A 22,008-nucleotide genomic window follows, 5' to 3' on the forward strand; every position below is an offset into this window, starting at 1 on the left:
CTGCCTTTATCGTGTTTGCGACCCAGCTACTGTTTCGCGATCCACTCTTTCAGCTTCGGCTCCTGCGAAGCGCGCAGGTCGATGCAATCGTTCATATTGTTCTTAGCCCGCTCGAGTGCATTCGCAGAAGCATGCACCGGGTGGGTCGAGAAGAACTGGAGCACAGCGTCACGCTTGTCGGCGCTGCAGAAGCTTCCTGCCGCTCCTACAAGGCGGCCGCCAGCCATGGTCGTGAGCTGAGCCTTGACCTTGTCCCAGTTCTGCTGCACATAATCCCAGGCGAGCTCGCGCGTGCCGGGGCTGCGCAGCGCTGCTGTGAACTGGAATACCGCGTCCTGGTTCCGGACCTTGCCGGATGCCGCATATTCCAGCGACCGCTTCGCCAGCGCGGGGTCCTGGAACTGCGCAAGCAGATGCAGTGCACCTTCCTGCACGACAGGATCGGGCGACGTCTCCGAGGTCTTTTGCAGCTGATCGAACAGCGCACCGTCTCCGCCGTATACCGCAACCGCAAGAGCCGCACGGCCCAGCGTCGGTTCTACAGAATCGGAATTCGCCTGGTAAGCCTCGGCCAGTTTTTTCGCTTCTGCAAGCACCTGCTGATCGCGGCCGGATTCACCGAGTGCCTGGAAGAGCTCTGCTCGCAGTTCGCGTTTCTCGGAGCTGTCCTGCGCGGAGGGCTGTCCCAGGCGATCGAGCGCGGGCTTGAAGTTCTTGCGCACCCAGTCGGCAATCGCCTGCTGTTCCTGCGGCGTCGCAGCGATCTGTGCCTGGATCGCCGACACATTGCCCAGCGCCAGCTTCATGACGGGGGCGTTCGTATCGTCCTTCACGCTCGCCGCGAGGTCGAGGTAGTCGGCCACAGAAGCCTGGTTCGCCTGCACGCGCGCCCACTCGTCTCCCAGAACCGAGATGCGTTCCGCCGGAGTCAGCTTCTGCTCCATGTTGGCGACGATCGAGTGAAACACTTCCGGGGTATATGCGCTGCGGTAGTACCCCTTGCCTTCGGCATCGGCAAAAAAGAGCGGAGCATCCGGAACCTTCACCGATCCATTCTGCCCGGAGAGCACATCGCACTGCGCCTTTCCGTCAGCAGATTTCACGCACACGGGGATCAGCCAGCTCTGTTCGGTCGCTTTCATCTCCGGGCTAAGGAAAAAGCGATGTTGTGAAACCTGCACGGAGCCGGACTGCGGCGCAGCAAAGCTCAACATCGGCACACCAGGCTGCGCGATGAAGTTCGCCATGATCTTGTCAATCGGCTTGTGGCTGATGGCAGTCTGCGCACCCCAGAAGTCCTCTGCCGTGGCATTGCCGTACATGTGAGCCTGCAGATAATTATGCACGCCCTGCCGGAAGGTCTCTTCGCCTTCGTAGTTCTCCATCATCAGGAGAATGGCGCTGCCTTTGTCGTACGTGATGCCGTCGAACATCTCGTTGATTTGGTCAGGCGTATCGGCTTCGGCGCGAATAGTGCGCGTGGTGCGCTGCGCATCGAGGTTCAGCGTGGACTGCAGCGTCGCTGCGACCTGCTGGTGAATATTCCATTCCGGATGCCAGGCCGCAATCGGCTTGTTCTCCATCCACGATGCAAAGCCTTCGTTGAGCCAGAGATTGTTCCACCACTGCATGGTGACCATATCGCCAAACCACTGGTGCGCCATCTCGTGCGCAACCACCAGGCCCACATTGCGCTTTGCATTGATGGTCGCGGTCTTTTCATTGATCAGCAGATCGGTTTCGCGATAGGTGATCGCGCCAAAGTTTTCCATGGCGCCGGCTTCGAAGTCCGGCAGGGCGATCATGTCCAGCTTAGGCATCGGATACTTGATGCCAAAATATGTGTCGTAATAGTGCAGCACGAACTCTGCCGCCTCCAGCGCGAACTGGCTGTACTGCACCTTGTCCGGCGTAGCGCAGGAACGGATCGGCACGCCATCGCTGCTGCCGCTCACGCACTGAAAATCGCCCACGAGAAATGCCACGAGGTAAGTCGACATCTTCGGAGTGGTCGCGAAGCGAATCGTGTGCTGTCCGATCACCGGCCCCGGCTTGTCAGAAACGATGTTCGTATTCGAGATAGCGGTGTCGTTCTTATCGACCGTGAGGCTTACATCGAAAGTGGCTTTATAAGCCGGCTCGTCAAAGGACGGAAAAGCGCGCCGGGCGTCAGTCGGTTCGAACTGTGTCACGGCATAGTTACGCTTTGCCGTTTTCGACAGGTAAAAGCCGCGCAGCTGATCGTTGAGAATGCCGCTGTAATTTACATGCAGGGTAATGCGGCCTTTGGGCAGCGAGCGCAGGAAGTGAAAGGTCGCCTGCTCCTTGTCCGTGTCTTCTGAAACTTCAGCTTTCAGACTGCGCCCATCAACATCCGTCGTGACATCGTGAAACTTTATCTCCGCCGCGTTCAGAGTGATCGCGTCCGTGCTGTCATCGAGCAGAACGTCGATCTCCTCCTCGCCTTCGAAGGTCGCCTTCGCCAGATCGGGAGTCAGCCTCAACCGATAATGCTCGGGATGAACGGTTTGCGGGAGTCGCTGCGCGTGTGCGCTAAAAGAGGAGGAACAAAGTGCAACCAATAGCAGGCCGAAGAAGGTACGGCCGGAGAACTTATGCATGAATCAACACTTCCTTCGAGGACGGTGGAATGGCGGCGACGATTAGCCTCTTTTCACCATAACCCAAAGCTAACTTCAGTGTCCGGCAGGCGCTTTGCCAGCAGCCCGGAAGGCGCGTAAGAAAAACACCAGGGGGACCATGGCGAGAGTCAGCCACCCAACCAGGCGGAAGCAATCCATAAAACCCAGCAGGCGCGTCTGGTCGGCTAACTGGTTGTAATAACGCAGGTAAGCCGCCCGGCTTGCGTCCGCGGCGGAATAACCGTGCTCCACCAGGTAGGAAGTCGTTCGTTGAATGGCGTTCTGCAACTGCGGCGACGAGGGCGGGAGATAGGCTCCGGTAATTGTCTGGTGGTAATCCTGACGGCGTTCACTCAGCGTTGTCACAAACGCGATACCGAAACTGCCGCCCCAGTTGCGAAAGAGGTTCGTGAGGCTGGAAGCCCGGTTGTTCTGGGCAGGCGAAAGCTCGGAGTAGGCAATAACGCTCACCGGCACGAAGAAGAATGCATAGCCCAGCCCCTGGTAGGCACGCGCCAGGGCGTAGTGGTTGTAATCGGTCTGCAGGTTGAACCCGCTATAGTGGAACATGGATAACGAGATCACCGTGAGGCTGCAAAAGATCAGCATCTTCGGGCTGACGATCTTTCGCTGAATCAGCTGCGCTCCAACCGGAGCCAACATCGTGATCACCAGCGCTCCCGGGCCGAGCACGAGACCTGCATCGATGGCCCGGTATCCATAGAGCGACTGCAGAATCTGCGGAATCATGGTCGTGGTTGCGAACAGTCCGAATCCGAAGACGAAGTAATAAACCGAAGCGATCGAGAAGTTACGGCTCTTCAGCAGACGTAACTCAATAATCGGGTCGCTTGTTTTCAACTCCCACCATATCGCCGCGATCCAGCACAGGATGGCGATGAAAAACATCCGCGTGATGAACGTGCTGCCGAACCAGTCGTCGATCTGTCCTCGGTCGAGCACGATCTCCAGCGCAGCAGAACCCAGGCCAATCAGCAGGATGCCGAAGACATCGATCTTCAACCTGCCCGCTTGCCGCGCCGTCTTGCGCTCGGCTTCGAATGCCGGGGGATCCTGCACAAATCGATTTGTCAGGAAAAGCGAAAGCGCGCCGATGGGGATGTTGATCAGGAAGACCCAGCGCCAGGTGTAGTTGTCGGTTATCCAGCCGCCGAGCACAGGCCCGATGGCGGGCGCCGTCACAATTGCAACTGTATAAAGCGCAAATGCCGAGGCGCGCTTCTCCGGTGGAAACGTATCGACGAGAATCGCCTGCTCGACAGGTGCCAGGCCACCGCCGCCTATGCCCTGCAGTACGCGGCTGATCAGCATGATGTTGAGCGACGGCGCGATACCGCAGAAAAATGACGTGATGGTAAACAGCGCCACGCACGCCATGTAGTACGTCTTGCGGCCGAAGACGCGGCTGAGCCAGGCGCTCATCGGGAGCACCACCGCGTTCGCAACCAGGTACGTGGTTAGAATCCACGTAACTTCGTCGAAGCTGCGCCCCAACCCTCCGGCGATATAAGGCAAGGAAACATTAGCAATAGAGGTATCCAGCAGCTCCATGAACGTGGCCAGCGTGACGGTGAGAGCAATCACCCACGGATTGACCGCTCGCCTGGCGGTAGACGCCGGTTGAGGAAGACTTGCTGTTGCCACCTTGCGCTGCCCTGCCCTTCTTACATCTGGATAGGGATAAGAGCGAGGAAACGACCGAAAGGTCGCAAAAAATGGCAGCCTTTTTAGGTTTTAAGGCAGTTACTGGACGATCTCGCGCCGGCGCAATGCTGTTTCCACATACCAGTTGAGGTGCGCCAGCGCGCCGCGAAGGCCCTTGTCCGTTTGCTCGATTCGGCTGATCAGCATGCCGCCCTCGAGAGTTGCGATCACCACGTTCACCACCTGCCGGGGGTCAACTTCTTTCCTGATAGCGCCGGCGGCAATGCCCTCTTCGATAAGCGCCTGCAGCGATTCTTTCCATGCGGCAAGAGCTTTCCGTACCTTCCTGCGAAGGATCGGATTTCCGTTATCCGAATCGACTGCGGTGTTTAAAAGCGGGCATCCGCCCGGGAATCCGGAGTGAAGCACGAAATTCGCAATGTTCTGTTTGAGGCGATCCAAAGGGTTTGCGATCGATGAAAGGCTCGTGCGGCGCTTGCTGCGAGTCGTCTCCCAGGCAAAGTCAAAAGCTTCGGCGGCCAGCTCTTCCTTGCTCTGAAAATGGCGATAGATGCCGCCCTTTTCGAGGCCCGTGGCGTGCATGATGTCCTGCATCGAGCAGCCTTCGTATCCACGCTGGTTGAACAGAGGTGCGGCTTTCTCGATGATTCGCTGCCTGGTCTCTTCGCCTTTGGTTGCCACAGGATACCCTCAACGTTAAAACCGTTCGGTCTCTTATGTTAACACCAGGTCAAGCCTCGCGGTAATCGAGCAGGACGACACCCACCAGGATGAGGCAAACTGGCCATATCCATCGTGTAACGGTTCGCAACCTTGATTCGCCTTCCGCGCTGTCGGGCGGCAAGCGCAATTCCATCCAGCGGCTCCAGCCGGCGGTGGCTCCAAGCAATGCGATCGACGAGTGGCTGATCTCCACAAGTGTTTCGTCTTTGACATTGCCGAAGGCGTGAGAGTGGGTCAGCAATACGGCGCCACCGATGGCGCAGAGTCCCGGAAAAACCAGCGCGGCGCGAGGCGACTGCCACCGGCCTGTTTCTACGGCCCATTGAAAGACGGCAAAACCCACAATCAGCAGCGCGAAGAACCGGTGTTCCAGCACCTCCGATTCTGCAAAGCTGGCCCAGAAGGGACGAGGCCCGAGCGGCCATGCTTCAGGATCGGCGCGAAGAACAATAAAGACAGCAAGACAGATGAAGAGAAGCGGCCAGTTTCTCGCCCATGCCTGCCTGCGGAATCTCGCGATCAGCGCAAAAGTGCCTGCCAACAGCACAATCAGTCCGGCCCAGTGATGGTTGTACTCCGACCACGCGCGATCCATCACGTCGTTTTCAGCGCCTTCACTGAAAGAGTCCTGCAGTTTGCTGCTGAGGGAGATCCGCTGCTTCAGCTGCGAAAAATCAGGGCTGTGCAACTCCGGCCAATGCCATTCCAGGCGCTGCACGATCTCTGCTTTCGACAGCTGATCCGGCCCGACATCCACGGCGGCCGGTTGCGAGGTTAGTGAAGCGGCAACCAGGATCGCGGTGAAGCCAAGACCGATCTCTACCTCGCTTACACGACGCAGCCGCTTCAGCAACGGCGCCGGATCGCTCGATGCGGCACGGGCAAGCAGAAAATTGCCGGCGCCAAGCACTACTGTCATCGCAAACAGGTAGACCTTCGCAAGCACCAGCATTCCGTACGAGGTTCCATACAGGCCGTTCCACGAACCGACGTAGAAACGCGCCATGCCCAGTCCGGCAAGTACGAGCATCGTCACTCCGGCGATCGCAATGGCGGAATAGCGCTGAACGAGTTTTCGGTTGCCCCCCTTGCGCAGGGCAACAAGGAGACTGGGCATCGCTCCAATCCACGCAGAGGAACCGAGATGATGCGCCGCAGTGAGTAACACCAGCAATGCGCGATCCTCGAGCCGGGACGCCGCATGACTCAGGGCGACGGAAGATCCCGTGATAGTCAACGCCAACAGCAGCGCAAACCAATGGAATGACGGAGCAAAACGCAGGAGTACCCAAAGAAGGATCGACGCGGACACGATGACTGCGTCCGAGAGAAAGAAGCCCGCTGTCAGCACGTCGTGCCAGCCAAGCCCCGACCCGTTCATCATCTCGACGGCGCTCTCAAGAGCCGATAAGGCCTGCGTCACCGCAAGCGCGAGCGCAGCCCAGCTGGTAAATCGGGCGAGAGAGCTTCGCAGCGAATTTTCAGTGAGTGCCGGCGTTGCTGCCAGCAGAAGGAAGATCACGCCTCCTACGGCAAGCGCTTCGAAGGAGAGCGTGAAGGCACGCAGCAGTACAGAGAAGAGATCGAGGTCCTGGATCAGCCAGATCACGAGTGCAGCTTACTCAACAGAAAAAGGAATTTCGCCGCGCGAGATATGTCCATCGGAAGAAAGAGCCTGCCAGCGCAGCGTGTAGCTGCCATGCTGCAGGTTGAGATGAGAGGTCAATTCGTTTGCGCCGTGCTGAGCTGACAACGAAACGGGCTGTGTCTTTCCGTCAGGCATCACCAGGGTCAGCTGCGAATGTGCGCCATCGACGCGCGAATTGAACTTCAGATCGACATCGATGGACGGACCATGAACTTTACCGTGAACGGCGGGATTCGAAGTCATAAGTACGGCATGTGCGAGGGCGATCCTGCAAAAGCCAGTCAACAGAAGCACCACGATTGCAGCGCTCGAAAAAGCCTTCTTCATACTTCCGTATCCCTTCCGTCTTTTACTGCGAATTACAGCGATGCGGCACGCACCGAAGCTCCGCTCATTTCCGCGGCGCGCGCTTCGGCGTAGGCTGCGGCACCCATCAGGGCGCAGCGGCTCTCAAGAATGATGCGAACCGGCGTATGCACTAACAGATCGCTCAGGCGGCCTTTGTCAATGAAGGCCTTCATAAACGCACCGTCCTGCATCTTCTTCAAAATCTTTGGAGCGATTCCGCCGCCCAGATACATTCCTCCGACGGACAGAACCTTCAGTGCGAGATTTCCTGCTTCTGCTCCATAGGCAGCAGCGAAGATATCAAGAGTTTTGGCACAGAGCTCGCTCTCGCCGGATTCTCCCAGTTCGCCGATCACCGCGTTGGGGTCCTCCTGCGCCATGCGTTCCTTGAGCCAGGCCGGCTCGTCCATCTTTTTGTCGTCGCGCAGGAACTGGTAAATATTCTTGAGGCCAATCCCCGAGACGACACGTTCGAAGCTCACGCGGCCATTTAACGTCTGCTGTAAATAGCGCAGCAGGTCGATTTCAACTTCGTTGCGCGGAGAGAAATCGCAGTGTCCGCCTTCGGAGGCCATGGGGATATGCGTCTTGCCATTCCAGACGAGAATCGCTTCTCCAAGGCCGGTACCCGCAGAGACGAGGCCACGATTGCCAACGGAAGAAGAATCGCCCGCGCTCAATTCGAAAATCTGATCGGCGGACAGCTCCGGAATGCCATAACCGTTCGCCTCAAGATCGTTGATCAGGAAGAGGTGCTCGATCTTCAGCGCGAGACCCATCTCGCGTGCATCGATCACCCAGGGAAGATTGGTGAGCTTCAGCCGGCCGCCGCGCACCGGACCGGGAACGCCGAAACAGGCCGCGGTGACTTCGGGATTGTCCGACTCCGTCAGAAACTTGCGAACGATGTCTTCAAGCCCGGCATACTCGCGGGCGGGAAACTTCTCGTCCTTGTAGTGCGTGAGGTGACCGCGCTCAAAACTGTAGAGCGCAAGGTGTACCTTGGTGCCGCCAACATCGCCCGCAAGAATCATCTTTCAATCTCCAGATAGCCTTTACCGTCTGCCCCAACCGGCGGAAGCAGTGCTGCCGCATCGCGGTCGAGCAGAAGCAGCAACCTGCCGCTCCGAGGCTGGATCAGCTGAGACGGCAGCGTCTCGGGATCGTATGGCCCCTGGAGCACCTTCTGCAACGGCTCAGCCTTGTCCTTGCCGCCAATCAGGAAGAAGACTTCCTTCGCCTGGTTGATGACCGGCCAGGTCAGCGTGATGCGCCAGGTGTCCTTCTGGGGCACATGGTTCGCCGTCACGATCTTCGCCAGCTCGTGGATAGCTTCGGTGTGGGGAAAGAGCGAAGCAGTATGGCCATCGTCGCCCATGCCCAGCGCGAGCACGTCGAATACCGGCGTTTCCGCGCCTTCCAGCTTGAACTGGTTGCGGATGGCCGATTCGTAACGTGCAGCGGCTTCTTCAGGATTGAGCTCGCCTTCCATGCGAAAGACATGATCCGGATTGAGCGGCACCTTGGAGAGCAGCTCTTCACGCGTCATGCGGTAGTTGCTGTCCTTGTCATCCGGTGGAACCGTGCGCTCGTCCACGAAGAACAGCTCGATGTCGTCCCACGGCATCGCCTTTTCAAAGGGCTGCGAGGGATCGGCCAGCAGGCCGAAGGTCTTCTTCGGTGTGCTACCGCCGGAAACAGCAACGCGAGCGCGGCCGCGAGCGGCTACACTCGCCTGGATCGTCTCAAGAAAATGGTCTGCGGCGGCGCGGCTCAGAGCATCCGCACCGTCGTAGACCCGGTATTCCACTGCAATTTTTCTCGACATTTGTATTCCCGTTTCTTAGAGCTTGTTCCACTTGCGGCCGTCGCGCTCGAGCAGCTCTTCGGCAGCTTTCGGACCCCAGTCGCCGCTGGCATAGTTCGGGAAGTCTGCCTGCTTGATCCCCGCCCACTTCTCAAGCAGCGGAGTAAACAGGGCCCAGGTCGCTTCGACACCGGCACGATGAGCAAACAACGTACCGTCGCCAAGCATGGCATCGAGCAACAGGCGCTCGTAACCGTTGGCAGAGGATTTGCCGAAGGCTCTTGCGTAGCTGAAGTCCATATTTACCGGGCAAACGGTCATATCCGGGCTTGGGTACTTGGCTCCGAAACGCAGCGAGATACCTTCGTCCGGCTGAATACGGATCGAGATCAGGTTCGGCTGAATCTCCGGGCAATGACCGCTGCCGGCGCGATCGAACAGGCGCATCGGAGGCTGGCGGAACTGGATTGTGATTTCGGTGACACGCTTGGCGAGGCGCTTGCCAGCGCGGATATAGAAAGGAACACCCGCCCAGCGCCAGTTCTCGATCTCGAGCTTCAAAGCAGCAAAGGTTTCGGTGTTAGAGTTCGGATCGACACGATCTTCCTGGCGATATCCGATGGCATCCTTGCCATCCACCTTGCCGGGGCCATACTGGCCACGCACCGTGTTGTCGATCTCGATCGGCTTGATTGCCTCCCAGACCTTCAGCTTTTCGGTACGAACGGCATCGGCTTCGAAAGAGATCGGCGGTTCCATGCAGACGAACGAGAGCACTTCCATCAGGTGGTTCTGGAGAATGTCGCGCGTTGCGCCGGCCTTCTCATAGAACGGCCCGCGGCCCTCGATACCGATACTCTCGGCTGCCGTGATCTGCACGTTGTCGATGTAGTTGCGGTTCCAGAGCGGCTCGAAGATCTCGTTGGCAAAGCGGAAGACGAGCAGGTTCTGCACCGTTTCCTTGCCAAGGTAGTGATCGATACGGAAGATCTGGTTCTCGTCGAATACCTTGCTGACTTCGGCGTTCAGTTCCTTGGCGGATTCGAGGTCATGGCCGAAAGGCTTCTCGATGATGACGCGGACCTGTCCCTCCTTGGGGTGGACCATGTCATGCTTGCCGAGATGCTCGACAATGTCAGAGAAGTATTCGGGCGCCACGGCCAGGTAAAAGAGGCGATTACCCTTGGTGCCGTGCTCCTGGTCGTGCTTCGCCAGCAGATCTTTCAGCGCGGCGTAGCCTGCTTCGTCGTCGAAGTTCATCGCATGGTAGCTGACCTTGCTGACGAACTTGTCTACGTTCTCTTCACCCTTCTGCACGCCGCCGAACTCGAGGATGCCCTTCTTCATGTCCTGGGCAAAGCTTTCGCCCAGGTCACGGCGGGCAACGCCGACGATGCCGAACTGCTCCGGCAGAAGGCCTGCCTCTTCGAGATGATAAAGGGCTGGCAGCAGCTTGCGCTTGGTCAGGTCTCCCGAGGCGCCGAAGATGACAACGACGCCAGGCTCAGGAATACGCTCGTTCTTCTGCGCGGTCTTGGCCACGCTCTCCGGGGATACTTTTACTTCCGTCGCCATAAAATGTCCTTCTCTTGCTCGGAACGAATGCGGCCGGACAAAGCCGGCCGCATCACTTGTTTCTGTTAGTCCTTCTTGACGGCGTGGCCGCCGAAGGCATTGCGCTGGATCGCGATCATGCGGTCCGTGAAGTTGTTGTCTTCGCGCGAACGGATACGACGGATCAGCGACTCGGTGATGACGGGGGCGGAAACGTTGAGGTCGATCGCTTCGAAGACCGTCCAGCGGCCTTCGCCGGAGTCGGCAACGTAGGCTTCCAGGCCATCGAGGGTCGGGTTCTTCTGCAGCGCTTCAGCAGTCAGGTCGAGCAGCCACGAACGCACGACGCTGCCGTAACGCCAGATCTCGGAGATCTGAGCCAGGTCGAGCTTCAGCTCTTCCTTCGCCTTCATGATCGAGAAGCCTTCAGCATAGGCCTGCATCATGCCGTACTCGATGCCGTTGTGAACCATCTTCACGTAGTGGCCGGCACCGGCAGGTCCGGTATGACCCCAGCCCTTGTCCTTCCCGGGAGCCAGCGTCTCGAAGATCGGGCTCAGGTACTTCACCGGCTCGTCGTCGCCGCCGATCATCATGCTGTAGCCTTCCTTCAGGCCCCAGACACCACCCGAGGTGCCTACGTCTACGAACTCGTAGCCTTCGGCCTTCAGTTCCTTGTAACGCCGCTGCGAATCCTTGTAGTTCGAGTTGCCGCCGTCGATGAAGATATCGCCCTTGCTCATGAAAGGCTTGAGCTTGGCGATGGTTTCGTCGACCGGAGCACCTGCCGGGACCATGATCCAGATAGCGCGCTTGCCGGAAAACTGCTTCGTCAGGTCTTCGAGCGAGCTCACGCCCACCGAACCGGCGTCCGACAGCTTCTTGACCGCTTCCGCGTTGAAGTCAAAACCGATGACTTTGTGACCACCCTGGCGGAGACGCTCCGCCATGTTGCCGCCCATTTTGCCCAGACCGATAATTCCGAGTTCCATATCTGTTTCCTTTCTCTCTCGTCCCCGATCGGGGCTCAGTTTGTCTCGATTAAGATTCCGAGTGCCGCCAGGTCTTTCGCCAGCTTGGCTGAACCCTCGTATTGAATAGCGTGAATCCCCAACGACCGGGCTGTTTCCACGTTGCCCGCACGGTCGTCGATAAATGCGACTTCATCCGGCTCAGCCTGCAGAACATTCAGTGCCAGCCGATAAATCCGCTCGTCTGGCTTCCGCAGCCCTACATAGCAGGAGCTGAAAAAGAAATCGAAGCAGGTCCGAAAGCCGAACTCCTCGATGCGATAGTCATTCAACTCGGCCGCTTCGTTGTTCAACAGTCCAAGATCTACTGTCTCAGATGCCGCCAGTTCATCGAGGATTCCAAGAGCACTGTCAGGCAATACCTCTGACTGCGCCTTCATGGCCGCGAGGAACTCGGCTGCAGTAAAGCTGCGGGGCTTCCGAAAGAGCGTCCTGTTCAGATACTCCTCGACGGAGATCTGTCCCTTCTCCCACTCATCGTTGGCTTCGGGATGAAACTCCTCAAACTCCGCTTTTTCCACGCCGAACTGCTTCAATACGTCGGCGCGTTCTTCATGATCCCACCCGTTCGTCAGCAGAACTCCACCTACGTCCCAGAGAATAGTGCTGATCTGTGACATTCGATCTCCCCTTTGACCGGTTTAGGAATCCGAATTGCCGAAAGAAGACTTGGCCGCCTCCGGCATGTAACGAGCCTCAATCGCCTTTACTTTGGTCAGGCGGCGTACAAAACGCTCTTCCTGCTTCTGAAATGTCGCCTGGAGGAAGCTTGAAACCAGATCGAAAGCGAGAGCCGGGCCAATGATGCGAGCGCCCAGGACCAGCACATTCATATCGTCGTGCTCGACCCCCTGGTGCGCCGAGTACGTGTCATGACCCATGCAGGCCCGGATGCCGGGCATCTTGTTTGCCGCAACATTTACCCCGACGCCGCTACCGCAGATGAGGATTCCGCGATCGCCGCGGCCGGAGAGTAACGCCCGGCCTACCGCTTCGGCAAAATCCGGGTAGTCCGAGGGCTCGGTGTTGTAAGCGCCCACATCGAGCACCTCGTGACCGAGCTTCTCAAGATACCCGCGGACCTCCTCCTTAAGAGGAAAGCCCGCGTGATCCGATCCGATGACCAGCTTCATGGTTACTTGCCTGCCAGCGCTGCTTCGCTCTTGCGTGCCTTCTCGACGATTGCCTTGCCGCGCTTCGCGACGTTACCCGGGTTGAAGCCCAGCTTATCGAGCACGGTCGCTCCCGGAGCCGAAGCGCCAAAGCGATCGAGGCCGATCACATCGCCGGTCGAGCCGACATACTTCCACCAGCCGAGCGGAGCGCCTGCTTCGACGGCAAGCTTGGGGATCTCCGCCGGGAAGATCGAGGCCTTGTAGGCATCATCCTGCTCGTCGAAGAGCTCCCAGCTGGGCATCGAAACCACGCGTGCGGTGATGCCTTCCTTGGCCAGCTCGGCAGCGCCCTTGACCGCAACCCAGACTTCAGCGCCTGTGCCGACGATGATGAGGTCCGGTGAATCGCCGCCCTTTTCGATCACGTAGGCGCCGTGCTTCACGCCCTCGTAGATGTCGAGCTTCGACGGGTCGAGCAGGGGCAGATCCTGGCGCGAGAGCGCGAAGAAGGTTGGGTGATGGCTGCGCTCGATGGCCAGCCGCCAGCAGGCAGCCGTCTCGTTCGCATCCGCCGGACGGAAGTCGGTGAGATCGGGAACCGCGCGGAGCGCCATCAGGTGCTCGATCGGCTCGTGGGTCGGACCGTCTTCGCCGACTGCGATCGAATCGTGCGTGAATACGAAGATCGAGTGCGAGCGCATCAGCGCCGCGATACGGATCGCAGGCTTGCAGTAATCGCTGAATACGAAGAAGGTCGAGCCGTAAGGAATCAGGCCGCCGTGAACCGCCATACCGTTGACCATGGCGCACATGCCGAACTCGCGAACGCCGAAGAAGACGTTGCGGCCGGCCGGGTCGACGTGGAAGTTCGCGCTGTCCTTGAAGATGGTCTTGGTCGAAGCAGTCAGGTCGGCTGCGCCGCCAAACAGTTCCGGAACTTCCTTGGCGATGGCGTTCATCACCGTGTTGCCCGCAGTGCGGGTCGCAACCGGCTTGCCGTCCACCGGGAACGAAGGCAGGCTCTTTTCCCAGCCTTCCTTCAGCTTGCCTGCGAAAACGCGCTCGAACTCGGCGCCTTCCGCCGGATAGGCCTTCTTGTACTTGGCGAAGAGCTCATTCCACTCAGCTTCGGACTTTTCGCCCTTCCCGATAGCCTCATGCCAGTTCTTGGCGGCTTCTTCGGGAACGTAGAAGGTCTTGTCCTCGGGCCAGCCCAGGTTCTTCTTGGTTTCCTTCACGCCTTCAACACCCAGCGGCTCGCCGTGTACCTTGTTGCTGCCGGCTTTGGGGCTGCCGTAGCCGATAACGGTGCGAACCTGGATCAGGGTCGGCTTGCTGGTTTCCTTCTTGGCTTCTTCAACCGCGGCTTCCAGGGCGGCGAGATCGTTGCCGTCGGCAACCTTGATGACTTGCCAGTGATAGGCCTCGAAACGCTTCTTGACGTCTTCGGTGTAGGAGAGTTCGGTCGGGCCGTCGAGCGAGATCAGGTTGTCGTCGTAGAAGAAGATCAGCTTGCCAAGGCCAAGCGTGCCGGCCAGCGAAGCGACTTCGTGCGAGACGCCTTCCATCAGATCGCCGTCGCCGAGAAGACCAAAGGTATAGTGATCGACGATCGGGAACTCATCGCGGTTGTAGACCGCTGCAAGGTGCTTTTCCGCTGCTGCCATGCCCACGGCCATGGACAGGCCCTGGCCCAGTGGACCGGTGGTGCACTCAACGCCGTCGGCTTCGCCGTATTCAGGATGGCCCGGGGTCTTCGACTCCCACTGGCGGAACTGCTGCAGGTCCTCGATCGTAATCTTGTAGCCGCTCAGGTGCAGAACCGAGTAGAGCAGTGCCGAAGCATGGCCGTTCGAGAGCACGAAACGGTCGCGGTTCGACCACTTCGAGTTCTTCGGATTGTGGCGCATGATCTTGTGAAACAGCAGATAGGCGATGGGCGCATCGCCGAGCGGAGCTCCCGGGTGCCCACTGTTTGCCTTCTGGACCGCGTCTACGGCCAGAAATCGCAGTGCGTTGATCGACAGCTCATTTAAATTGCTCATTTGCTCTCACCTTCCGGCGGGTTCACCCGCGTATTCGCTAACAAAATTGTATTGTCAGGCTAAAAAAATAAAACCGAGGTTTAAGGAACCGGATTTCCCCGGAATACGCCTCGAAATTGACCAGTTTCACTGCCCGGCCTCGAGTATTACGTCGTAGTTCCGGCCTTCCCAGCGATTTTGCTCCGTCCAGAAAAGAGTAAATGATAGACGCCCTTCCTGCCCGTCAGGTGTCGGCATATCGGCGTAGCTGCCGGCGCTTCCGAGCGTCACAGCGTCTGTTTTTTCAACGGTTTTCCAGTCATCCACTGACCAGACGAGCCGGAAATGCTCTTGCGCCGTCACCCGCAACGTATAGCCCGCGGGAATGCGGCGAAGCTGACGCCGGAACTTGAAAACCTCCATCCTGGACGGCTTGCGGCCAGAGGCATAACGGGACTCAACCGCCTCGATGCGATCGAATACCCGCCTGTCGCGAACCGAACGCAACAGCTTCAGATACTCGGCGTGCGCCCAGACCAGCGGCATCGCCGAGCCTGCGGGACCGCCGAAGACCAGCCCCTTGAAGTCCGGCTTATCCCAGACCTGTTCCGGCATCAGGCCGCCGGCCGAGGCAAACTTCTCGTAGGTCGCGACCAGCGAACTCACATCTTTGCCCGCGGCGAGCTCGTAATGTGCGCGTTCGCCGGTCAGAAGAGGCCAGGGACGCCCCTGCCCATACCAGATGAAAGGGCCGCCGTCTTCGCGCTGGCCGTAGCCGTCATAGTTATAGCGAAGCCAGCACGGCCCCTGCGGCAGATCCACCTTGAGCACATGGTCGACGACCTTGAGGGAATCGATAATCAACGGGTCATCGGCACGGCGAATGCCGTAGCGAACCAATTCCAGGAACCCGGCGTCGATGATCTCTCGCGCTTCAAACTCGGATCGCGTCCCCGGAGGCCGGTTCGACAGATGAAACATCTCCTTGCCGCACCCGTCTTTCGCGTAAGGCTCGCCACACTCAGGCGGACGAACACGGACATAGTGCCGTTTCACCTCTGGGTGCAGGATGCCTTCGTTGGTAACCGTCCAGTCTTCCAGATGCCCTTCGATCCAGTCGGCGTGCTCTTCGAGGAAGACTGCCAGTTCAGGGGCGCCGTAACCACGCGCCAGGTCTGCCGCACAGATCAGCCCCGCAATGACTGCGGCGAGCGTCGACGGCGAATATCCGGCGTTTTCTTCCCAGCGCTCCTGCTGCGTGACCGGCGCGTAACGAACCAGAAAGCCTGCAGCCCGCTCGACAAAGGGGAAGACGTTGAAGTTTCCCAGGCCATCCAGCTTCCAGAGCCGCCAGGCCAGGATCATCGGAAAGGCGACCTCATCGAGCTGAATGCCGCTCCAGTAAGGCGTGCCGTTGATCCAGAAGTTCTGCGCGAAGCTGCCGTCGGGCTTCTGCGTACAGGCGAGGTAAGTGAGCGCCCTGCGTGCCGTCTGGGTGTGGCCGCAGGCAAGCAGCGCCGTAGCGCTTTGCACCATATCGCGCGTCCATACCAGGTGATAGCCGCCCAGGTCGTCATCACCCTTTGCGTAACCCCAGGGAATCGACGCCGACGCAATAAAAGCACCCGCGTAGGTCTTGTCCTCATGGGCAAGCACCACGTTATGGCTTACCTGCATGAGACGGCCGCCGTCCTGCGACCCTTCAGCTAACTCTCTCGGCTTGGTCGTGCGGTGCCACTGTTCGATAAATCGCTCGAGCAGGCTGTCGAATGAGCTGCTCAGCGCTCCCATGGTGGTCGTCAGGGCGGCATGCAGCCCTTCACCGAAGCCGATCGCCACTACGAAGTCGCAGTTATGGCGCGGCTCGATTTCACCCATGATGGCGACATTTCCGTTCAGAGCCTCGCCGAACTCCCAGTTCATGGTGAGGTCCTGCTTCAGATCCTGGTAGCCATCGCTCGATCCGACATAGCCGCAGCTGGCGCGGCTGAAACCGCAATTGGCCATCATGGCCAGCGCGTTCTGGTTCTTCCAGGCGCCCGCAACCAGCTTGCCTGCAATGCGCAGCAGGCGAGCCGAATTCTCTGCCCCGCCTACGTCAAGGTGCGGTGCCAGCAACGCATAGATCTTAAGCCGCGCCAGGAAATCCGCATCGCCACCGAGCGTCACCCGGATCAGCACGACCGGATAGTGGGGGTCGCTGATGATCTCTTTCGTCAGCGAATAGCGACCTTCACGGTCACGGCAAACCACACGCAGCGCCAGCGATTCGTCATCGATATACGAAATCTCATGGTCCAGATCGCGCTTTTCTTCGTGGACAAAGGTCTCCCCATCGGTAATGAGGAACTCCATGTCACGAATCTGCGGCCGGTCAATGGTGGGGTAGTAGATTTCGTTGAGGATGCCGTGCGAGACGGTGTACCAGACGCGGCTTGAGGCCGAATATGCCGTTCCTACGGCGTCTTTCGCGGCGGAAGTCCAGCGGGGCGGCAGACCGGGCGCGCCGAACGCAGCCCCCTGCCCTTCAACCCAGCAATAGCCCAGATCCGTTGTCTCTGCCAATCGTTACCTCTTCGTTCTCTTGCGGGAGAAAGGCTGATCAGGATGGTTTGTAACCGTCCCAGTTGCAGGTGATACCGCTTCTGTGTGAACGGAAGAAGAAATCTCTTCTTTTTTTGCTCCCGGCCCATGCCGGAAGGAGAAATGCACTACCTGACTACTAATGGACGTGTTTCGAAACCTAAAGGATCTGAGTATTCGCATCCGGATCCGGATGAAACTGTACCTCACCCATGGCGTGAATGATTTCGCGGTTCTTCATGAAGTACTGCCATGCAAAACCGCTGCGTAGATTCTCCGCCATCAGGATGCTGATCCCCTGATCGATCCCCAGAATATCCTCTGCGAACCAGTTCAACTTGGGGTTAAAAGCGTCGACGAAACCGTACCGGGTCCATACCTTATCACCCATCTTCTGCCGCATGCTCAACAAAACGTGCGAGCACTCGGCGGGAAGGAAAGGCAAAGATCCAGCCACCGCGCAGGGAACCACGGTGCCGTCGGGCGTGCCCATCGCTGGCGGGCCGCCCCAGACCCGATAACCCGTGCGCGAGTCCGAAGCGCTGATCCCCCACATATCCTGGTCGATCCATGGGAATTTATTGCCAAGCGTCAGGCACCATAACTGGTGGGCACGCGTGGCGGCTATCGAATTCGTAAAGTAGTTGGCGTGCAGATCGCGCTGGCCGCGGTAATCGCACCACGCGTGCGCGTACTGGTGAATAAAGAGCGGAGCCACACCGCTGATGTAATCAATGCCGCCGAACTGTACCACCGGCCTCTGCAGGGCGTTCCACGTATCCGCGGACACCGGATGAGTAGGCGAGCCGATCGCCATCAGGTACATCGTCATCAGCTCGGAATAGATATCCCAGCGATGCTGCAGGAAGCCCTGATCTGGCAGCCAGCCCATGGAAAGCGTCGCTCCGCCATTCAACATCCACTGCCAGTCAATGCGGCGATAGAACGTCGTCGCCAGCGCCTCGATGCGCGTATTGCCTGCAAAATACTGGCGGCAGAGCAGAACGCCGCAGAGCAGGAGTGCCGTATCGATCGAGGAAAGTTCACTACTGAACATGCGCTGCCCGCTCTCGATATCGATGAAGTGATAGAGAAAGCCATGTTCATGCGGACACTCTTCGAGGAGGAACGCCAGCGTCTTCTCGACGCGCGCCTCGCAGTCCCCGGGACGCAGATAATTCCGCTTGGCTGCGATACAGAGGGCGCTCAGGCCGAAGCCGGTAGCGGCAATGCTGGCAACACGGCTCAACGAGCGGCCAGCGGCTGAGGCGCGGTCGCGCACCAGTCCGGTCTTGGGGCTGGCCTCGTTATAGAAAAAATCGCAGGCGCGGCCTTCCATCTCGTCGAGCAGCGCATCGGCGGCCGTTGAAACCTGGGTGAGCGGGCGGTTGATGAAGACGCCAGGACCCTGCGGATACTTCTGAGCTGCCTGTTGTTCGGTTTTTGGTTCCTGGCCTGGCTTTACCGGCGGCTGCTGGGGCTGGTTCTGGAACCCTGCAGCCATCGCTGCGGGTGTACCAAGGGCAAGCATGCCCGATGCCCCTGCCGTTTTGAGGAGTTTTCGGCGAGTTATCTTTGAGCGATCCAAAACAGATTCAAATCCCGATCAAAAATAGGCTGCAGTGGTCGACACGTTCACACGCGCGGAACGTTTCCACGCGCCTTATCTCTTGTTATTACACATCTACCATGGAAAAGATGCGCATCGGCAGACGACGGATGCTGGCGATTGCCCCATCCGTGGGGCATCGGAGAAAAGATTTCTTTCATACCGCAGATCTGACCCCTCCTCCTTCTGGACCCTCACGCGCTTTCGAGCATCCATTATCATCAGGACGCAGGTATGCCAGACCATGGATGGTCTGCGCACGATTTCCGACCTTTAACCGTTTCTGAAGGAGCACGTTTTGGCATACGAACTCGCACCTCTTCCCTATGAATACGCGGGACTTGAGCCCCACATCGACGAAGCAACAATGAAGCTCCACCACGATAAGCACCACCAGTCGTACGTGACGAATCTGAACGCTGCGATCGAGAAGCATCCCGACCTGGCGAAGCACACGCCGGAGGATCTGATCCGCAACCTCAACAATGTTCCCGAGGATATTCGCACTGCGGTTCGCAACAATGGTGGCGGCCACGTAAACCACACCATGTTCTGGACGATCATGAAGCCCGGCGGCGGCGGCGAGCCCACGGGCAAGATCGGCGATCAGATCAAGAAGGACTTCGGCGATTTCGAAGCCTTCAAAAAGCAGTTCAATGAGACCACAGCAAAGCAGTTTGGTTCGGGCTGGGGCTGGCTCATCTGGGACGGCGGCAAGCTGGCCATCGTAACCACAGCCAACCAGGACAATCCGCTCTCGCAGGGCAAGTTCCCGATCCTCGGCAATGACGTCTGGGAGCACGCCTACTACCTCAAGTACCAGAACAAGCGCCCGGATTATCTCGCGGCATGGTGGAACACCGTGAACTGGGACGAGATCAACAAGCGCTTCGAGCATGCCCAGAAGTAGCTTTAAGTCTTTCAAGCAAAAGAGCCACCGCGCGGCGGTGGCTCTTTTGTTGTGCAAAAACTTTCTCCTCGACCGAAGCTATTTTTTCGAAACCGCGTCTCAATCAAGAGAGGTAAGGAACGAATGCGTCTCTCTGTAGCTCCCTTAGTTGCTTTTCTGCTTCTGGCGCCTGTAGCCGCTTTTGGACAGGCAAACTTCGCCGCCAACTCCGGACATTATGTCGTTTCACAGGGCGGAAAACCCGTCGGCACCTCGGATTACTCGGTGCAGCAGACCGCGAACGGATTCGCGGTGAGCTCACATGGCCAGGTGAAGCTGACGAAGTTCAGCTACGACTTTCACAACTCCCAGCGGCTCGACTCCAGCCTGAACCTGGTGAGCAACCAGCTTGGCGGCAATGTCAATGGATCTGCCGTCACCTTCGAACTGAACACCGACTCGACAGGCAAGCAATTCCAGATTCATGTGAGCGGCAAGGGCAAGCAGACTCAGAACACGGTGGATCGCCATCAGAACCTGGTGTTGCTCACGGATCTTGACGCATCTGCGTATGCCCTGCTCGTACAGGTGGCGATGAAAGATCCGGCGACCTCGTGGGCGCTCCTTCCCAAGCAGGATGGCGTGCTGGTGCCGACTACCGTCTTTCACGGCCCCAGTGTCCACGGTACCCTCAACGGCTCGCAGGTAGACGTGCAGCACGCTACGATCACCGTAAGCTCGGCCAACGCGATCGATGTAGAGCTCTTCTATACGCAACAGGGCAAGCTGCTTGAAGCAGATATCACGCAGCAGAACTTCTCTGTCGCGCTCGATGGATTCAAGCTGCTCGATCATCCGCAGAGCGCAGCGCCGACTGCTCCGCCGGACAAGAACAAGCAAGGTGGGCAGCAGCAACAGCAGCAGCAACAGCAGCAGCAGCAGCCTCCGCAAGGCATGCCGCAGCAGCAGTAGTCCCGGATTATTTCTTAACCTCGGACCGGATCAGTTCCAGCCCTTCTTCGCGGCTGCTGATCCGGCCTTCGAGCTGAGCGTCTTCGGCAAGAGCGAGAAGCTCTTTGAAACGCGGACCCGGCTTCCATCCTTCAGCGATCAGATCGCGTCCCGTGACCAGCAGCACCGGCTTCACCTCTTCCACCGAGCTCTGCTCGAATCGCTCTTTCGCGTACTCGTAGAGATCGAGGATGCCGATGCTGGCCGAGGCATCCATCTTGTGGAGCGCCAGGTGTTCCGGAAAATTATTGAGACGGAAGAAGCGCTTGAGTGTGGACTCCTTCATCTTCTTCACATCGCCGAAGCGCATGTGGTTCTCAACCAGCAATGCAATCTGCGCACTCTCCTCGTTTGAGAAGCGCAGACGCCGGCAGATGGCTTCCGAGATCTTCACACCCACTTCCGGGTGGCCATTGAAACGGATGCGATCCGGGCCGCGCTGGAAGGTCGCCGGCTTACCAACGTCATGCAGCAGAGCTCCCCAGGCAAGCGTTGCGGAAGCGCCGGCGGGTAGCTGCTCCAGCAGCATGAGCGTGTGAATCCACACGTCGCCCTCCGGATGCCATTCGGGAGGCTGCTCCACGCCATGCATGCGATCGATTTCCGGAAGCACCTGTTTCAGAAGCCCGGTGCGATCAAGTAATTCAAAAGCCCGCCGGGCATGACCCTCGGTGAGCATGCGCGTCAGCTCATCCCGAACACGCTCCTGGCTCACCTGCGAAATCTCTGGCGCATACTGGCGGATCGCCGCTTCGGTCTGCGGTTCAATCTCGAACTCGAAGCGCGCCGCGAAGCGCACCGCCCGCAGCATGCGCAGCTTATCTTCACGGAAGCGGGTCGCCGGGTCGCCGATCGCCCGAACCAGTTTGCTTTTGAGGTCAGCGCGTCCACCGACGTAATCGAGAACCGCTGTCTCCAGGTTGCCGCTCGCCTTCCACTCCAGCGGGTCAAGCAGCATGCCGTTGATGGTGAAATCGCGACGCACCACGTCTTCCTGCGCGCTTTCAGAAAAGCGGACGGAATCGGGCCTGCGGCCGTCCGAATAGGCCCCGTCGCTGCGAAAGGTCGCAACCTCGGTCACGGCTTCTGCGCCATCGAACGTGTCGGCTACCAGGATTACGCCAAAATGCGCACCTACAGAAAAGGTGCGGGGAAAGAGTTGCATCACCACGTCAGGATGCGCGCTGATCGCAACGTCAAAGTCCTTCGGTTCACGGCCAAGCAGGAGGTCGCGAACGCATCCACCGGCAAAATAGGCATCGTGGCCGGAGGCGCGGAGCGTCTCGACGATATTTTCGGCGGCGATTTGTGCCGTTGAAGCCGTCATCTTCTCTCACT

At 58.7% G+C, this 22,008-nt stretch carries 17 protein-coding genes; 2 read left to right on the forward strand and 15 right to left on the reverse strand.

What is annotated here, in order from left to right; all coding sequences use genetic code 11:
• Positions 1-26: 26 nt before the first annotated feature.
• The 14 genes from LJD29_RS06495 to LJD29_RS06560 all read right to left on the reverse strand — a co-directional run bounded on the left by LJD29_RS06495 (position 27) and on the right by LJD29_RS06560 (position 18,692).
• Positions 27-2,621 (reverse strand): M1 family metallopeptidase, encoded by a 2,595-nt coding sequence (locus LJD29_RS06495; RefSeq protein WP_446744938.1) that lies wholly within the window; start codon positions 2,619-2,621, stop codon positions 27-29.
• 75 nt (positions 2,622-2,696) lie between these two features.
• Positions 2,697-4,385, reverse strand: a complete 1,689-nt coding sequence (locus tag LJD29_RS06500) for a DHA2 family efflux MFS transporter permease subunit (RefSeq protein ID WP_446745886.1) — start codon at positions 4,383-4,385, stop codon at positions 2,697-2,699.
• A gap of 21 nt (positions 4,386-4,406) precedes the next feature.
• Positions 4,407-5,009: a TetR/AcrR family transcriptional regulator gene (locus tag LJD29_RS06505; protein WP_446744939.1), complete on the reverse strand. Its 603-nt coding sequence runs from the start codon at positions 5,007-5,009 to the stop codon at positions 4,407-4,409.
• A 49-nt stretch (positions 5,010-5,058) separates the two neighbouring features.
• Entirely contained in the window at positions 5,059-6,660 is a 1,602-nt protein-coding gene (locus LJD29_RS06510; RefSeq protein WP_446744940.1) for a CopD family protein, read from the reverse strand.
• A 9-nt stretch (positions 6,661-6,669) separates the two neighbouring features.
• Positions 6,670-7,026, reverse strand: coding sequence for a copper resistance CopC family protein (locus LJD29_RS06515; protein WP_446744941.1), 357 nt, complete (start codon positions 7,024-7,026; stop codon positions 6,670-6,672).
• A 32-nt stretch (positions 7,027-7,058) separates the two neighbouring features.
• Positions 7,059-8,081 (reverse strand): glucokinase, encoded by a 1,023-nt coding sequence (glk, locus tag LJD29_RS06520; RefSeq protein WP_446744942.1) that lies wholly within the window; start codon positions 8,079-8,081, stop codon positions 7,059-7,061.
• Positions 8,078-8,875, reverse strand: a complete 798-nt coding sequence (gene pgl, locus LJD29_RS06525; RefSeq protein ID WP_446744943.1) for a 6-phosphogluconolactonase — start codon at positions 8,873-8,875, stop codon at positions 8,078-8,080. The genes glk and pgl overlap by 4 nt, the downstream gene beginning before the upstream one ends.
• A 15-nt stretch (positions 8,876-8,890) precedes the next feature.
• On the reverse strand, positions 8,891-10,429 hold the full coding sequence (gene zwf, locus LJD29_RS06530; protein WP_446744944.1) for a glucose-6-phosphate dehydrogenase: 1,539 nt from the start codon (positions 10,427-10,429) through the stop codon (positions 8,891-8,893).
• Between the two features lie 65 nt (positions 10,430-10,494).
• Positions 10,495-11,439, reverse strand: a complete 945-nt coding sequence (gene gnd, locus LJD29_RS06535) for a phosphogluconate dehydrogenase (NAD(+)-dependent, decarboxylating) (RefSeq protein WP_446745887.1) — start codon at positions 11,437-11,439, stop codon at positions 10,495-10,497.
• Positions 11,436-12,059, reverse strand: coding sequence for an HAD family hydrolase (locus LJD29_RS06540; protein ID WP_446744945.1), 624 nt, complete (start codon positions 12,057-12,059; stop codon positions 11,436-11,438). Before LJD29_RS06540 ends, gnd begins: the two co-directional genes overlap by 4 nt.
• A 21-nt stretch (positions 12,060-12,080) precedes the next feature.
• Complete coding sequence (gene rpiB / locus LJD29_RS06545) at positions 12,081-12,572, reverse strand: ribose 5-phosphate isomerase B (RefSeq protein WP_446744946.1); 492 nt, start codon at positions 12,570-12,572, stop codon at positions 12,081-12,083.
• Between the two features lie 2 nt (positions 12,573-12,574).
• The gene (gene tkt / locus LJD29_RS06550) at positions 12,575-14,599 is read right to left on the reverse strand and encodes a transketolase (protein WP_446744947.1); all 2,025 of its coding nucleotides are present in this window, start codon (positions 14,597-14,599) and stop codon (positions 12,575-12,577) included.
• Positions 14,600-14,725: 126 nt separating this feature from the next.
• Positions 14,726-17,143 (reverse strand): glycoside hydrolase family 15 protein, encoded by a 2,418-nt coding sequence (locus LJD29_RS06555; RefSeq protein ID WP_446744948.1) that lies wholly within the window; start codon positions 17,141-17,143, stop codon positions 14,726-14,728.
• A 178-nt stretch (positions 17,144-17,321) separates the two neighbouring features.
• Positions 17,322-18,692, reverse strand: coding sequence for a glucoamylase family protein (locus LJD29_RS06560; RefSeq protein WP_446744949.1), 1,371 nt, complete (start codon positions 18,690-18,692; stop codon positions 17,322-17,324).
• 376 nt (positions 18,693-19,068) lie between these two features.
• Between LJD29_RS06560 and LJD29_RS06565 the strand changes: the two genes are divergently transcribed.
• Positions 19,069-19,680: a superoxide dismutase gene (locus LJD29_RS06565; RefSeq protein WP_446744950.1), complete on the forward strand. Its 612-nt coding sequence runs from the start codon at positions 19,069-19,071 to the stop codon at positions 19,678-19,680.
• A 123-nt stretch (positions 19,681-19,803) separates the two neighbouring features.
• A complete protein-coding gene (locus LJD29_RS06570; RefSeq protein ID WP_446744951.1) occupies positions 19,804-20,631 on the forward strand; it encodes a hypothetical protein in 828 nt (275 codons plus the stop codon).
• A gap of 7 nt (positions 20,632-20,638) precedes the next feature.
• Here LJD29_RS06570 and LJD29_RS06575 read toward each other — a convergent pair whose 3' ends face one another.
• Positions 20,639-21,997, reverse strand: coding sequence for a CCA tRNA nucleotidyltransferase (locus LJD29_RS06575; RefSeq protein ID WP_446744952.1), 1,359 nt, complete (start codon positions 21,995-21,997; stop codon positions 20,639-20,641).
• Positions 21,998-22,008 lie beyond the last annotated feature (11 nt).

The sequence above is a fragment of the Silvibacterium acidisoli genome, from assembly GCA_022870745.1.
GTDB lineage: Bacteria > Acidobacteriota > Terriglobia > Terriglobales > Acidobacteriaceae > Silvibacterium.

Excerpts from the sequence above, each read along its gene's own strand:
- LJD29_RS06540 (WP_446744945.1), bottom strand. The coding sequence starts at position 12,059 with ATGTCACAGATCAGCACTATTCTCTGGGACGTAGGTGGAGTTCTGCTG.
- LJD29_RS06495 (WP_446744938.1), bottom strand. The coding sequence starts at position 2,621 with ATGCATAAGTTCTCCGGCCGTACCTTCTTCGGCCTGCTATTGGTTGCA.
- LJD29_RS06515 (WP_446744941.1), bottom strand. The coding sequence starts at position 7,026 with ATGAAGAAGGCTTTTTCGAGCGCTGCAATCGTGGTGCTTCTGTTGACT.
- LJD29_RS06560 (WP_446744949.1), bottom strand. The coding sequence starts at position 18,692 with ATGCTTGCCCTTGGTACACCCGCAGCGATGGCTGCAGGGTTCCAGAAC.
- LJD29_RS06575 (WP_446744952.1), bottom strand. The coding sequence starts at position 21,997 with ATGACGGCTTCAACGGCACAAATCGCCGCCGAAAATATCGTCGAGACG.
- glk (WP_446744942.1), bottom strand. The coding sequence starts at position 8,081 with ATGATTCTTGCGGGCGATGTTGGCGGCACCAAGGTACACCTTGCGCTC.
- pgl (WP_446744943.1), bottom strand. The coding sequence starts at position 8,875 with ATGTCGAGAAAAATTGCAGTGGAATACCGGGTCTACGACGGTGCGGAT.
- LJD29_RS06570 (WP_446744951.1), top strand. The coding sequence starts at position 19,804 with ATGCGTCTCTCTGTAGCTCCCTTAGTTGCTTTTCTGCTTCTGGCGCCT.
- zwf (WP_446744944.1), bottom strand. The coding sequence starts at position 10,429 with ATGGCGACGGAAGTAAAAGTATCCCCGGAGAGCGTGGCCAAGACCGCG.
- tkt (WP_446744947.1), bottom strand. The coding sequence starts at position 14,599 with ATGAGCAATTTAAATGAGCTGTCGATCAACGCACTGCGATTTCTGGCC.
- rpiB (WP_446744946.1), bottom strand. The coding sequence starts at position 12,572 with ATGAAGCTGGTCATCGGATCGGATCACGCGGGCTTTCCTCTTAAGGAG.